The organism is Vibrio sp. BS-M-Sm-2, assembly GCF_041504345.1.
Lineage (GTDB): Bacteria > Pseudomonadota > Gammaproteobacteria > Enterobacterales > Vibrionaceae > Vibrio > Vibrio satsumensis.
In genome coordinates this window covers 3,357,696-3,372,178 of record NZ_CP167894.1, presented here as the reverse complement: position 1 = coordinate 3,372,178, position 14,483 = coordinate 3,357,696, and the positions used below count along the sequence as shown (strand labels likewise).

The following is a 14,483-nucleotide window of genomic DNA, read 5'->3' as shown; positions in this document are numbered from 1 at the left end:
TCACTTTCGTCTTAATTCAGTAGCAATATACTGAATAACATTTTGTTTAAGACATCTCCACGAGCACATCACAATGAAAAAAAACAAAACAGTCACAACTGAAGATATCCTTCTTAAACTATGCCAATCAGTCTCAAGCGTACTTACTTCAGCGACGGCTTCTCAGGTGTCCTATTCAGCCATGGTTCAAAAGATCAACAAGACAAGCTTAAAGCCAGACTTTGGTTGCTTCGTTCTGTTTGACGGCGGTTTTTCTGGTCTTGTTGTTATCAATTTTACGTCGAAAGCAGCGCTAGAGATCTACACCAATTACATGCGCAATATGGGCATGCCTGAAAACGAACTCGCTGTACTTCATACTTCAGACGAAGTAGGTGATGTATTAGGTGAATTGATGAACCAATTGGTTGGTGACTTCACCAATAAGATCCGTAAAGAGCTACAAACTAACATCACACAAAACCAACCGAAGATGCTTGCGCTGAACAAGCAAGTGAACTTGTCTGTTGATACCAACCTAGATCGCCCACAAGCTCGCCGTGTGACCTTCTCTACTGCAAATAACAACATCTTCTATCTTGAGCTTGCAATGGATAAGACAGAGTTCATCCAGTTGGAAGAATTTGAAATCGCAGAAGACGAATGCCCGGATAGCATTCTTGAAGCAACTCAGAAAAAAATGCAAGAATCAAACAAGCCAGCACAAAGCTCAGGCAACGATTCTGCAGCAGATCTACTCGATGAACTGGGTATCTAGCGTGCTAATGCTCTAGTCACTCTAAAAAATCAAGTCACTAACGCCATCAATGCTCTTGATGGCGTTTTTGTTTGTGTAACCAAGCTAGCTTCTGCTGTCCGATATTCCCCGTCTCACTGAGTCATCAAACGAGTTTTGCCTTTCTGTTACCCGCGAAAACATGTAAAATGTTGGACTTTTAAAAATTTGCGGTACTGATTAAATTGTCGATGGATAAGAAAAAAGCCCTAAAGAAAATTGCCAAGTGTCTTGAGCTTGGAAATTCTGCGAACGTCAATGAAGCTGCCAATGCGATAAAAATGGCGCATAACTTGATGCTGAAATATGGTCTCGAAAAAGACGATATTGAATTTATCAAGATGGGGAAAACTCAGTCCAGTCACCTGTTACCTGCAAATATCAGTTCTACACTGCTGCGTGTTATTCGCGGTATCAACACCAAGTTTGGCGTAGAAGCCGTGTTACTGAATCACAAAGGCCTTAAGCGTGTTGAGTTCATTGGTGAAGCCGATCGCGCTATCTTCGCAGCCTTTGCGTTCGATATTATTTATCGCGAACTGAATGAGCACACTGGCCAATTCAGAAATAGCTTTGCTGGTTCAGGCACAGGATCCTTAGAAGTGACACGTCGCGTTAACTCGTTTGTTTCAGGTTGGGTAGAAGGTGCGCTTGAAAAGCTGCCAACCATCACTCCAGACGACGAATCAAACAACAAGATCAATAACTACATTGATAAAGAATTCAAAAATATAGACCGCGAAACGTTCAAGCAACAACTCAAAGAAGCGATGAAAAACCTTACTGCTGATTATGAAGTTGGTTTGAAGAAAGGTCGTAAATTGTCTGTTAATCGACCTGTTGGCGGCACCCAGGCAGCTAAAAAAATCACCAAATCGTAGAGCATGTCATTTACCTACATCATAATGCTTGCTCTTTACATTTCCTCAGCAGATTGTTAAAACCATCAACAATATTTATAGGACTATATGTTTGTCATTCGTAACTCATGCGTTTGACAGTAGTACATGATGGAGAAAATACGTTGAAGAAAATCACACTAGCCCTAGCACTTACTGTCGCTCTAACGGGTTGTCAGGCAACTCAACGCCAAAACGCGACAACTGGCGAATCTGAGACTAACTCTGCAACTCAAGGCGCTCTAATTGGTGCACTCGCTGGTGCCGTTGCTGGTGCTGCAACTGGTGACTCTAAAGACCGTGGTAAACGTGCACTTATCGGCGCAGCAGGTGGTGCGGCTGTTGGTGGTGGTATTGGTTACTACTTTGACCGACAAGAAGCAGCCCTTCGTGAAGAGCTAATGAATTCAGGCGTTCAAGTTGAACGCGTCGGTGAGAACCAACTTCTACTTCGCCTAGAAAACGGCATCGGTTTTGATTCTGGCTCTTACGCTTTGGAATCAAGCATTCACAACACCCTTCGCGGCGTTGCTCGCATCCTCGTTGAATACCCAGACACTAGCCTAGTGATTGAAGGTCACACTGACAGCACTGGTAGCGAATCGACGAACCAAATCCTTTCTGAGCGTCGTGCTGAATCTGTTCGCGCATTCTTGATCTCTCAAGACGTTGCAGCAGGTCGTGCTATTGCTCGTGGTAACGGTGAACGTTACCCTCTATGTGACAACAATACCTCTCAAGGTCGTGCTTGTAACCGTCGCGTAGAAATTCAAATCTTGCCGCTTAAGTAGCACGATTAAAGCCCAGTCCGTCTTTATCTATTGAATTAACCTCTATATAGTTGTTTATCAGTTATGTTACTCAATTAATGTAATACTAATAACCAACAACCATAAAGCGTATTCATACTGACATATCGACTCTGGGCTTTTTTACGAGACTTATCTTTTGCTTATCCTAATCCTATCCAACTTTTTGTCATCGTCACTGCTTAGAACTCTATTTCTAGCCCTCATCTTTTCCACGATACCGTTGGCCACACCACATTTAGTGCACGCTGCAAGTAATGACGAGCTTTCGCTAGAATCACAACCTCAAGATCCCATTTCTCAATACCAATTAGCTCAAGCTTATGAATCGGGTGTTGACGTCCCTCTTAGCACCAGTGATGCATTATATTGGTACACGCAATCAGCAGAAAGCGGTAACCCAAACGCGCAATTTAGACTGGGCGAATGGTACTTGGCAGGAACTGGTGTTGAACAAAGTAATAAGCTTGCTTTGGAATGGTTTATTAAAGCAGCATTGCAAGGTAACCAGCGCGCGCCTATCGAAGTCGCAAAGATCTACGAATCCTCGCTAGAACAAGACCTCCTTCAACCGCTAGATGAAGCGCAGCTATGGTATGAAGCAGCCTTAAAAGATAATCCACAAGCAGAAGTGGGGTACAACCGTATTTTGGAAGCGCAATTCAATCAGCAACGTGCAAAGCAGATCTCTTCGATTGAGAAGCTCAACGACAACGTCAAAAATAAAACCAGCGCGAATCAAGGGCTATCTAATCAACAGGGAGCAAGCACTCTCCCTTCGCCTCTGCCATACGAAGAGCAGGCGACACGTTCCAACCTAACGTATTCAGACTATCTGATTGGCACAGCCTTGACCGTGTTGATTTCAATTATCAGCATCATTGCGACTCTCGTTATCTTAAGAAAAAGACAAGCTCTAAAGTCAGGTGATTCGCGACAGCAACAACAATCACTTGAAGCGCAGCTTAGCTCGAAGGACCATACGATTAAGCAGCAGAAACGCCAGCTGCACACTATGTTCCACGAATTGAAGAAGCAGAAAAACAGTAAAGGTCTGAGTAATTTGCAGGTGGCCTGCGCGCTATTTGGCTACACACCTAGCTCAATCCCTGACCAAAAAAGCATCAAGATCCGATACAAACAGCTATCAAAGATCTACCATCCAGATGGTCACGGATGTGACGAAGAAATGAAACGTTTGAACAATGCGCTAAAAACCATTTTACAAAATGTTACAAAACCGTAAACAAATACACATCTTCATTTTTCTAGATCTCAAAGATATCGATTTTATTGGTGTTGCAATCGATCCCCCTCTCAAAAACGGGTAACAAACTATTAACTAATGGGTCTTACTTGTGTCATAATTTGCGCCGAAAATACACCTGACTTAAACAGGTGAGGAGAGAATATGTTCACAATAGAAGGCGTTTGTGATTGGTGCAAAAAGCCAAGCCTAGTTAAAAAGCACGACTACCTAGATGGTAAGTGTCATCATGCATGTAAAGAGTGCAATGATATTGCAACCATTGATGTTCGCCAGTTCAATATTGGTGAAATGGAAATGAGAGCAAAACTCTCCCAAGCGACATTGAGATAAGCAACACCGTGAAATATAAGAAAGCGCCTAAGGCGCTTTTTTTGTGCCTGTGGTTTTAGATCTTCTATCTCTATCTCTATCTCTATCTCTATCTCTATCTCTATCTCTATCTCTATCTCTATACAGGTGTATACAGTACTTTTCTGTCAAAACCACTGTATACACCTGTATAAAGCTCACATTTTTTCAACTTATGAGACAAAATAGCAAATTCATTCAAATTTAATTTATCAAATTATTTCAATGACTTAATTGCATTTCATTCATAATATCAGACGAAATCGTCCAATAATCCCGCAAAAAACGCTTGATCTTATAAGCAACTAAAACTACTGTATACACATACAGCATGTATATAAGGACAGCAAAATGATTCAAGCACACGTTAAAGCACAACACTCTAGCCCGCTAGTTCACTGCGCATTTACATCAGTTTCTCGTAAAAGCAAAAATTCAAACGAGGAAGCGTTGTTTGCAAGAATGGCGTTGCTGTCCAATCAACATCAGTGGTTACTGTTTACAGCTCAAACACCAAGACCATCGGCAAAGCAGCTTAAGCAACATAATGTTTGCTGTGACCGCGTTATTCATATGAAAGCCTCTCACCAGATGACGGAAGTTGAAACGGTCGAGAAAGCCATCCGCTCTAAGAATGCGAGTGCGATTGTTGCAAGTGCATCGATTGATCAGTTCAGCCAACAGTACCTAAGAACATTAGGGTTACGTTTTCAATGTGAAGTCTTCTTTATGGATGCAAATTCAGAGCGTATTCACTAAGCTACCTTGCTTAGCCTTTTAGCTAACAAACATAGCTTAACCTTTGAGCTCACAAAACATAGCTCCAAAACACAGTCCAAATATACTGCCTTCCCCTGCCCTATAATTCGCCAATTTTTTAGCGGATTGTTAGGCGGGGGTTTTTATTTAAACAATAGATTTAGCAATCGTTTGCTTTTTTCTCTGGAAGCAAATAGTAGATTGAGTATAATGCCCGTCTAATCATGTGCACATTGCACTTCTCTGTATGACGTTTGATAAAAGATAGGAATGTCTAAATGAGCCTCGCTGATCAAGTTCTTGCCGTAAATGATGACCTCCCAATCCGCACTGATAAACCTGTCCACAGTGGCAAGGTTCGTTCGGTTTACTGGTTAACTGAAGAAGATAGCCAACGACTAATTAAAGAGAAAGGCTACGATGTAGCACCAGATGCACCTTTAGCAATCATGGTGATCAGTGACCGTATCTCTGCATTTGATTGTATCTGGCGTGGTGAAGGGAATCTGAAAGGTGTTCCAGGTAAGGGAGCGGCTCTGAACGCTATCTCTAACCACTGGTTCAAATTGTTTAAAGACAACGGACTTGCTGACAGTCATATTCTTGATATCCCTCACCCGTTCGTATGGATTGTACAAAAAGCTCGCCCAGTGATGATTGAAGCGATTTGTCGTCAATACATCACAGGTTCTATGTGGCGTGCTTACGCAAATGGCGAGCGTGAATTCTGTGGTATCGAGATGCCTGAAGGCCTTGAGAAAGACAAAAAGTTGCCTGAGCTACTGATCACGCCTTCAACAAAAGGGATTTTGAAAGGCATTCCTGGCGTTCCAGAAGCTGATGATGTGAACATCACACGTAGCAACATCGAAGATAACTTTGCAGCGTTCAACTTTACTCAAGCAAGTGACATCGCGCATTACGAGAAGCTGCTAAAAGAAGGCTTCAACGTGATCAGTCAAGCACTGGCGAAAGTAGACCAAACCTTTGTCGACACTAAGTTCGAGTTCGGTTACGTGAACGATGCTCAAGGCAAAGAGAAGCTTATCTACATGGATGAAGTGGGCACTCCAGATTCATCTCGCATTTGGGATACTCAGGAATACAACAACGGCAACATCGTTGAGAATTCAAAAGAAGGCTTCCGTCAGTTCTTGCTTAACTACTTCCCTGATGCCGACATTCTTTTGAACAAAGAACGCATGCCAGAACGTGAAGCATTGGCTCGTGACAATGAACTGCCTCTTGATTCGCTAATGTCTCTGTCTCGCACTTACCTTGATATCGCAGCGAAAATCACAGGTGCGGAGATCGTACTGAGCGAAAATCCTAAGCAAGAGATCATTGATGTACTGCGCGCTGACTATGGTCTAATCGACTAATCGACTAATCGACTAATCGACTAGTCGCTTAATTGCTTAATCTCAAAATAAAAAGCTAGAAAGCTAATAAGCTCGTAAACACAGATTTTAGATACTAAAAGGGCCTCAACATTGAGGCCCTTTTCACGTGTACGTTTTACTATTCCTGAGAGAGGTTATCGGCGAACTGAAGTTACAGCCTAATAGTGAACTCTTCTCCTGAATTACCCGCAATCACTAAATGACTGCGCGATTCAATATACTCGATCTGCTCTTCTTCAAGAGAATATGGCATCACCACTTTGAGCTCATTGATTCCTTCCAGCTTCGCGAGCTTGAGTAAGGTCACAATGTTCGACTCATCACTTTTACGCGTCGACATCGATTTCAATGCCATCTGCCATAAACGATCTTCAGGGCTTGCTAGCTCTTTAATGCTATCTCGCCAGACGGTACTAAACACTGGCGCAATTGTGGTGAGTGCTTCCAGAAAAGTCCATTTTTTACTGCATGAGGCGCCAAGAAATGTTGTGTAATCGAACTCTACACGCGTCTCTTCCTGTTTATCCATGATGTCCCCCGACACTTTGGCAACACAATATACTCAATATCTATCAACTCTTTCTTTATAGCAATAGGATATAGAAGAATAGTCTTTTATGACCTTTTGATTGGTTAAAAAGGCATATAAAAATCAAACTTGTAACAAAATAAGCACTGAAAAATCATATATGCACCTATTTGATTAATATTTTAGAGATAAAACTTATCCATCTATTTGATATCAATTATTCGGCTCGCTTTTTTGTACTGAATACGCCAGCCTGACCATGTCGGCAGCTCCCAACGTTTTGGCGATAACTTTCGACTACCCGATTGATAGTGAACGTAAATCAGCTTTCTCGCAGGCAAGTATTCTACATCGAGTTGCAAGTCGGCAAGGCTCAATGCAAACGGATATTTCTCCGAAAATTCTGAATAGAACCAAGTTGGAATGCCATCGAACGGTATGTCTGCGTGGTCAAACATTTCCAATTCGCTGACATCAGTAACACCTAACACTTCAAGCTGCTCTATAAACCATAGCTCAAAGTTAATGTTCTCAATTTCTGGTGTGTATTGTGTTTGCTCATCGAGACCGAGTTTCACATACAGTTGCCAGTGTTTGATTTCTTGAGTGCGAACCTTTGCAAAACCGGGAAGCTGAACCCCACTTAACACAAGGTCGACGATAGGCTTCAATGATAGTTGCCCTTCAGCCACGACGAGCTTGGTTGTAATTGTACGGCCTGCATACATCAACGCCATCTCGGTAAAAACGCCATCGTCATTTACTATTGTTTCGCCTTGCTCCCACTCTCCTAGCTGAGCATCAACTATAAGCTCAAGAGGAATGGGGGCCGTGACCGTCGCTAAGGTCAGTGTCTGCTTAACACCTCTTCCCGGCAAGCTGTGGGTATCAAGCACCAACATCGCTTGTGCATTGTCTGGGAAACGGTTCTGACGACCAAGTACTACCTCTAACGCTCCATTGGCAAAGGCTTCTTTCCTTTTCAGTCGGCGCACAAACACCAATTCAGGATGCAGATTTACAATAGTCTTAAGCAGTTCAATGCGCTGGAAACGTGACGCGACTTCTAACTGAGGAAGTTCAAACACCTCACGCATTTGCTTCGCCAATCCTTGTGCTTCATTCAGTGCTTGTTGATCTATTTCTAGATTCGGATATTCGCGACCACGCACAATCTGAATCAACAGGCATAAATCACACCCTTCTTTCTCCTGTTGCGCGAGCGCTTCCAGATGTTCAGCATTGCTCGGTAATTGATACAAGCGAGCCGGAACGGATAACGCCGCTGTAAGATCGACCATCGCTTCTTTTAATGCTTTGGTTTTGATTCGAGTAACGATATCGGCATACAGAGCGTCAATCGGCAACGGATACAGCTTTTTGCCATGCTCGGTAATTTGATGGTTGCCGTTAATTGCTTCCATCGTCAGCAAGGTTTGAGTTGCGCTATTTAGTGACTTCTCAGGAATAGGATCGAGGAAAGACAAACTCTCAAGCGGAGATCCACAACATGCCGCGGCCAACATAGGCTCGGTCAGCTCTTCACGCTGCAATTCAGGCGGTGTGACTAACTCTAACGCCGCATGCTCACCATATAGACGCACACAAACGCCGTCCATGACCCTACCCGCGCGGCCAGCTCGTTGTTTGGCACTGGCTCGTGATATGGATTTAAGCATCAGAGTTGTTCTGCCATTACGCTGAACGGTGCGCCTTTCTAATCCTGAATCTATCACCACACCGATGTCAGGAATGGTTAATGAGGTTTCTGCAACGTTGGTCGCAAGAATGACCTTTCTCAAACCATTACCTGCAGTATTGATATTCCGACCCGATAACGCTAAATCTCGCTCTTTATCACTGACCGACGCATGCAATTTAATGACTTGGATATCTGGATTTTTCGCTAAGGCTTGTTCGCATTGCACAATCTCTTTTTTACCCGGCAGAAAAACCAACATATCGCCGGAAGACGCAATTAATTGATGATTCACTTCTTCCGCGATGCGCTGCTCTAGATGTCGGATATCAGGCAGAGTTCTGGATTCATTCGCTCTGTGTTCAATCTCAACTTGATAAGTTCGGCCTTCACAACTGATTCGATTCGCATCCAAATAATAAGCAAGGCGTTCACCCTCAATGGTTGCTGATGTGATCACCAAACGGTGACTCGCTTTTTGTTTCAGAATCGCCACCAGCAAGTCGATGTCCCAGCGTCTCTCATGAAACTCATCCACCACGATCACGTCAAAGCTAGCGAGCCCATCTTCTGACAGCCAACGCAGCGCGATACCAGGCGTCACAAAAACAACGTCAGTTTGCTCGTTGTACTCAGACTCTAGCTTAATCGCATAGCCCACTTTGCTCCCAAGCTTCTCGCCCGATTGTTGTGCGAGATATTTAGCCAGTGATGTACACGCGATGCGTCTTGGCTCCACCACCAACACTCGCCCATGTTGGGAAGCCCAAATTGGCAATCGCGTAGATTTACCCGATCCGGTTTCAGCCTCTACGACAAGGTGAGAATTAACGATTTGTTCGTGGAATACATTTTGATAAGCATCGATGGGAAGTAATGACATAAAAAAGGAGCGTCGCGAAAAAGTGTGAGCAAAGTATAACGAATTATCGTGTTGAAATTCGATAAGTGTGGGACAGAGGTAAGAATATCATTTTGTTTGCTCAGATCGCGGAGAAACTATTTACAATTGAATAACTAAACCGTTATCATTTTTCAGTTACCCTTTCTCCCATATTAGGCATCCAATGAACAACGATAAACGCCCTCTATATATCCCTTATGCTGGTCCTGCTCTACTAAGTACACCTCTTCTAAACAAAGGCAGCGCATTCTCTGCTGAAGAACGCAGTTCTTTCAACCTTGAAGGCTTGTTACCGGAAACAACCGAAACAATCCAAGAGCAAGTAGGACGTGCATACAAACAATATTGTAACTTCGAAAGTGATATGGATAAGCATATCTACCTTCGCAACATCCAAGACACTAATGAAACGCTTTTTTATCGTTTAGTTCAAAACCACATCTCTGAAATGATGCCTATCATTTACACGCCAACGGTTGGCGCAGCATGTGAGAACTTCTCAAATATTTACCGTCGTGGTCGTGGTCTGTTTATTTCATACCCGAACCGCGATCGTATCGATGATCTACTGAATAATGCGACAAACCACAACGTTAAAGTTATCGTGGTTACGGATGGTGAGCGCATTCTTGGTTTGGGAGACCAAGGCATCGGTGGCATGGGTATTCCAATTGGTAAGCTAGCACTTTACACAGCGTGTGGCGGCATCAGCCCAGCTTACATGCTACCAATCGTGCTCGATGTGGGTACTAACAACCCGCAACGTCTTGCTGATCCAATGTACATGGGCTGGCGTCACCCTCGTATCACAGGTGCTGACTACGATGCATTCGTTGAAGAGTTCATCCAAGCGGTTCAACGCCGTTGGCCTGATGCATTAGTTCAGTTCGAAGATTTCGCACAAAAGAACGCAATGCCACTGCTTGAGCGTTACAAAGATCGCATCTGTTGTTTCAACGATGACATCCAAGGCACAGCTGCCGTAACGGTTGGCTCTCTACTTGCAGCATGTAAAGCAGCAAACAGCAAACTGTCAGATCAGCGTATTACCTTCTTAGGTGCCGGTTCTGCAGGTTGTGGTATTGCTGAAGCTATCATTGCTCAAATGGTGTCTGAAGGTATCAGCGATGCACAAGCTCGCTCTCAAGTTTACATGGTTGACCGTTGGGGTCTGCTACAGGAAGGCATGCAAAACCTGCTTGATTTCCAACAGCGTCTGGTTCAAACCAACGAAAACACCAAAGACTGGGAAAGCGACGGCACTGGTTTCTCTCTACTAGACGTTGTTCGCCACGCGAAACCAACAGTATTGGTTGGTGTATCTGGTGCTCCAGGTCTATTCAGCAAAGAAGTCATCAAAGAAATGAACCTGCACTGTGAACGCCCTATCGTGTTCCCACTGTCGAACCCAACAAGCCGTGTTGAAGCAACACCAAACGACATTATTCGTTGGACTGATGGCCAAGCACTTGTTGCGACAGGTAGCCCATTTGAGCCAGTAGTTCACAACGGCACGACTTACCCAATTGCTCAGTGTAACAACAGCTACATCTTCCCAGGTATTGGCCTTGGTGTATTGGCTGTGAATGCTTCACGTATCACTGACGAAATGCTAATGGAATCAAGCCGTGCACTTGCTACGTGTTCTCCACTCGCTATCAATGGTTCGGGCGCTCTACTTCCACCACTAGAAGAGATCCACACCGTATCTAAGAAGATTGCTTTTGCTGTTGGTAAGAAAGCGATTGAGCAAGGTGTTGCTCTAGAGATCACTGAAGAAGCATTACAACAAGCGATTGACCAGCACTTCTGGCAACCAGTTTACCGTCGCTACAAGCGCACGGCATTCTAATAAAGCGTGCTGTACTTTGAATAAAGCGTACTGCGCTTGGAATAAAGAGCGTTAATTCCTCTTCTAAGAGCCTCTGCCATTGCAGGGGCTTTTTTCTTTACACTGTCTTGTCTTTTTAACTGATTTTTCTCATTTTTATTTGGTATTATCGAGCACTCAAAAAATAATGCTCAGTCAAAGGACTATGCCGAGAGTGAAATTCAATTCTCACATTTGCCGAAACTACTTACTAAAAACATACAAAAAACTGCAAGGTTTTCTGTATGGCTCATTTATTGTGTTCTTGGTAGGCAGCGCTGCGGTTATTGCGATCGATTATTGGGTTTCATGGCAAGCGGAAGATCGCATCATCTACGATATTGATGAAGTGCCCGAGCTTGAGGTTGCAGTTGTGCTTGGCACAAGCAAATATTTGGGTAGAACACTCAACGACTATTATAAGCACCGAATTGAAGCGGCGATTGAGCTGTTCGATCGTGAAAAAGTGGACCAATTTCTACTGAGTGGCGATAACGCTCATCGCTCTTACAATGAGCCGTGGACGATGAAGCGCGACTTGTTGAAAGCCGGCGTCCCCGATGAACGTATCAATCTCGACTACGCGGGGTTCAGAACCTTAGACTCGATTGTTCGCGCCAAAAAGATATTCGATACCGATAACTTCCTGATCATCACTCAAAAATTCCACTGTGAAAGAGCGCTATTCATCGCCAATTCTTACGATATTCACGCGCAGTGTTTAGCCGTTTCAGGACCAACCCACCATTCCGGAACCACGATACGTTTACGTGAAGTGTTTGCGCGTACCAAAGCATTCCTTGATCTGTATATTATGGGGACAACGCCAAAGTTTCTTGGCCCTAAAGAGCCTATTCAACCGAGCCCAAAACCGGAATCATTTCCGATTCCAAACCCTATTACTGACCCCACTGTAAACCCTGTTGTCGACCCTACAACAAGCCCGATTGCAGCCCCTGAAGAGATCGATGTGTAGAAAACTACACATTTTGAATTTGTTGCCTCACACTTCCCCATTGTTAAGCAAAAACACACCAACACTCCTTTATTAACTTGAGTAACATTCTTCCAACAAAGTCTGACCCTACATCAAGCTATATACCTCGAAAATAATAAGCACGACTCAATGAAGTCGTGCACCAATAAAACGAGGATAAACAAAAGGAGCGTCTTATGACGGCACTTGTTACTACACTGAAACACTGGTTGTTTACCCGCAACAGCATGATATTAATTGGTAATTTCACGCTATTTGCAGTTTTGCTTAATACCCTGCCATTCGAAGCGCAAGTGAATACAGGTTTAAGTATTCTCGTGTTCGTTGCCATTCTATGGTTAACAGAAGCTATTCACGTCAGCATCACCGCTTTGCTCGTTCCCCTATTGGCTGTCTTGTTTGGTGTATTCAACACGCCCGCAGCGCTGGCTAACTTTTCAAACCCAATCATCTTCTTGTTCATGGGTGGCTTCGCATTAGCAGCCGCACTGAACAAACAAGAGCTAGATAAAGCGATTGCTGACAAAGTACTGCTGATTGCAAAAGGCAGAATGTCGGTCGCTGTGTTCATGTTGTTCGGTGTGAGTGCCGGTCTATCTATGTGGATCTCAAACACAGCCACCACTGCAATGATGCTTCCTCTTGTTCTTGGCATCATGAACAAAGTCGACCAAAGTGAAGACCGCAACACCTACGTGTTCGTGCTATTGGGTATCGCTTACTGTGCATCAATCGGTGGCATCGCAACCTTGGTTGGTAGCCCACCAAACGCAATTGCAGCGGCAGAAGTTGGCTTGAGCTTCACAGAGTGGATGGCGCTTGGCTTACCTATCTCAATGATCTTACTGCCAATCGCGATGATTATTCTTTACGTGATGACTAAACCAAAGCTTGACCACAAATTCGAGCTAGACCATGCCCCAGTTGAGTGGACAAACAGCAAGAAAATCACACTGTCTATCTTCCTTTTAACGGTAACGCTTTGGATATTCGGTAAACCAATCAATGCAATGATTGGCGGATTCTCTAAATTTGATAGCTTGGTAGCGATTGGCGCTATTGTACTGCTTGGCGCTTCTAGAGCGGTGGAATGGAAAGATGTAGAGAAAACAACAGACTGGGGTGTGCTTATCCTGTTCGGTGGCGGTATCTGTTTAAGTAATATTCTGAAAGCGACAGGAACCAGCGTATTCCTAGCACACTCACTAAGCGGATTTTTAGAAACAGCTGGCGTACTGCTTACGATTCTAGCCGTGGTAGCGTTCGTGGTATTCCTAACGGAATTTGCGAGTAACACGGCGAGTGCGGCATTGCTTGTCCCTGTATTTGCGACTATTGCTGAAGCGCTGGGGATGTCTCCAGTTATCTTGTCTGCACTGATTGCGGTTGCTGCATCTTGTGCCTTCATGCTACCAGTAGCCACACCACCTAACGCAATCGTGTTTGGCTCGGGTCACATCAAGCAGAAAGAGATGATGCGAATCGGTATGGTGTTGAACCTAGTTTGTATCCTAGTTCTGACTCTGTTCGCTTGGATTTTCTGGTAAGCACTAACGTCCAATAGACTTATGTTTATAGACAAGTACTTTTAGGGAATACTCCTCTAAACTGGTTGAGTTTCCCCCCAGCTCAACCAGTACAAAAATGCCCGCTCAGTTTGAAACTATCACTTAGTATGAAGTCACCACTGAACGGGCACATAAAAAAAGAAACGCTTTTCCCTTTTGGTGGCCCCGCGCCACCTTTTTTGTTTGGGTATTTGCATTCCTATCAAGTAATCATTCCCGTTTAAGAACGCCCTCTTACGCCACACTCGGCACAACACGAGTCCAACCAATGAGCAGCATAGATGCGCACAGAACCCACACGACTGTTGCTAACGACAGAGTCGACACTAAGCTGTAACGATAGCTAAACACATACACGGCACCTAGGTAGGCAGCGTACGGCACCAAAGAAAACAAGCCAAACAGCGCTGTGGTACGTAACTCCACCATGGTTTGTTCCGTGCCGACAATGTAGTGAGCAATCAGAGCAAAGGTCGGAAACAGCGGCACTAAACCAGAGATGTAGAAGCTCTTACTCTTCGACAATAGCGCAATCAACAAAACCGCCGCTGCACCCAGCAAGCATTTAAAGAACAGAGAAATCATTTTTGTACATTTTCCAAACAAACAAAGGCTCTAGAGGGTAAACTCATCTATCAGCCATAAAAACGCCA

The 14,483-nt window shown here is 44.1% G+C and carries 13 protein-coding genes; 10 read left to right on the top strand and 3 right to left on the bottom strand.

Annotation, left to right across the window (positions count from 1 at the left end; genetic code table 11):
• Positions 1-73 precede the first annotated feature (73 nt).
• The 7 genes from AB8613_RS15380 (at position 74) to AB8613_RS15350 (ending at position 6,242) form a co-directional block, all read left to right on the top strand.
• Positions 74-757 (top strand): DUF3334 family protein, encoded by a 684-nt coding sequence (locus AB8613_RS15380; protein ID WP_019821868.1) that lies wholly within the window; start codon positions 74-76, stop codon positions 755-757.
• 209 nt (positions 758-966) lie between these two features.
• The gene (locus tag AB8613_RS15375) at positions 967-1,656 is read left to right on the top strand and encodes a DUF2786 domain-containing protein (RefSeq protein WP_123961915.1); all 690 of its coding nucleotides are present in this window, start codon (positions 967-969) and stop codon (positions 1,654-1,656) included.
• A 143-nt stretch (positions 1,657-1,799) separates the two neighbouring features.
• Positions 1,800-2,465: an OmpA family protein gene (locus AB8613_RS15370; RefSeq protein WP_019821864.1), complete on the top strand. Its 666-nt coding sequence runs from the start codon at positions 1,800-1,802 to the stop codon at positions 2,463-2,465.
• A 163-nt stretch (positions 2,466-2,628) separates the two neighbouring features.
• On the top strand, positions 2,629-3,729 hold the full coding sequence (locus AB8613_RS15365) for a hypothetical protein (protein WP_372384826.1): 1,101 nt from the start codon (positions 2,629-2,631) through the stop codon (positions 3,727-3,729).
• Positions 3,730-3,894: 165 nt separating this feature from the next.
• Positions 3,895-4,083, top strand: a complete 189-nt coding sequence (locus tag AB8613_RS15360; RefSeq protein ID WP_004733419.1) for a hypothetical protein — start codon at positions 3,895-3,897, stop codon at positions 4,081-4,083.
• A gap of 369 nt (positions 4,084-4,452) precedes the next feature.
• The gene (locus AB8613_RS15355) at positions 4,453-4,860 is read left to right on the top strand and encodes a SulA-like leucine-rich domain-containing protein (RefSeq protein WP_017055178.1); all 408 of its coding nucleotides are present in this window, start codon (positions 4,453-4,455) and stop codon (positions 4,858-4,860) included.
• A 278-nt stretch (positions 4,861-5,138) separates the two neighbouring features.
• Positions 5,139-6,242, top strand: a complete 1,104-nt coding sequence (locus AB8613_RS15350; RefSeq protein ID WP_061018304.1) for a phosphoribosylaminoimidazolesuccinocarboxamide synthase — start codon at positions 5,139-5,141, stop codon at positions 6,240-6,242.
• Between the two features lie 172 nt (positions 6,243-6,414).
• Here the strand turns inward: AB8613_RS15350 and AB8613_RS15345 are convergent, their stop codons facing one another.
• Both AB8613_RS15345 and AB8613_RS15340 read right to left on the bottom strand, forming a co-directional pair.
• Positions 6,415-6,792, bottom strand: a complete 378-nt coding sequence (locus AB8613_RS15345; RefSeq protein WP_019821854.1) for a hypothetical protein — start codon at positions 6,790-6,792, stop codon at positions 6,415-6,417.
• A gap of 203 nt (positions 6,793-6,995) precedes the next feature.
• The gene (locus AB8613_RS15340) at positions 6,996-9,374 is read right to left on the bottom strand and encodes a helicase-related protein (protein WP_372384074.1); all 2,379 of its coding nucleotides are present in this window, start codon (positions 9,372-9,374) and stop codon (positions 6,996-6,998) included.
• Between the two features lie 184 nt (positions 9,375-9,558).
• Here AB8613_RS15340 and AB8613_RS15335 point away from each other — a divergent pair, with 184 nt between their 5' ends.
• The 3 genes from AB8613_RS15335 to AB8613_RS15325 all read left to right on the top strand — a co-directional run bounded on the left by AB8613_RS15335 (position 9,559) and on the right by AB8613_RS15325 (position 13,809).
• Positions 9,559-11,247, top strand: a complete 1,689-nt coding sequence (locus AB8613_RS15335; protein ID WP_060982468.1) for an NAD-dependent malic enzyme — start codon at positions 9,559-9,561, stop codon at positions 11,245-11,247.
• Positions 11,248-11,440: 193 nt separating this feature from the next.
• Entirely contained in the window at positions 11,441-12,241 is an 801-nt protein-coding gene (locus AB8613_RS15330; RefSeq protein ID WP_372384073.1) for a vancomycin high temperature exclusion protein, read from the top strand.
• Between the two features lie 197 nt (positions 12,242-12,438).
• Positions 12,439-13,809: a DASS family sodium-coupled anion symporter gene (locus tag AB8613_RS15325; protein ID WP_048607137.1), complete on the top strand. Its 1,371-nt coding sequence runs from the start codon at positions 12,439-12,441 to the stop codon at positions 13,807-13,809.
• A 255-nt stretch (positions 13,810-14,064) separates the two neighbouring features.
• Here the strand turns inward: AB8613_RS15325 and AB8613_RS15320 are convergent, their stop codons facing one another.
• Positions 14,065-14,415 (bottom strand): GlpM family protein, encoded by a 351-nt coding sequence (locus tag AB8613_RS15320; RefSeq protein WP_105057310.1) that lies wholly within the window; start codon positions 14,413-14,415, stop codon positions 14,065-14,067.
• Between the last annotated feature and the right edge of the window lie 68 nt (positions 14,416-14,483).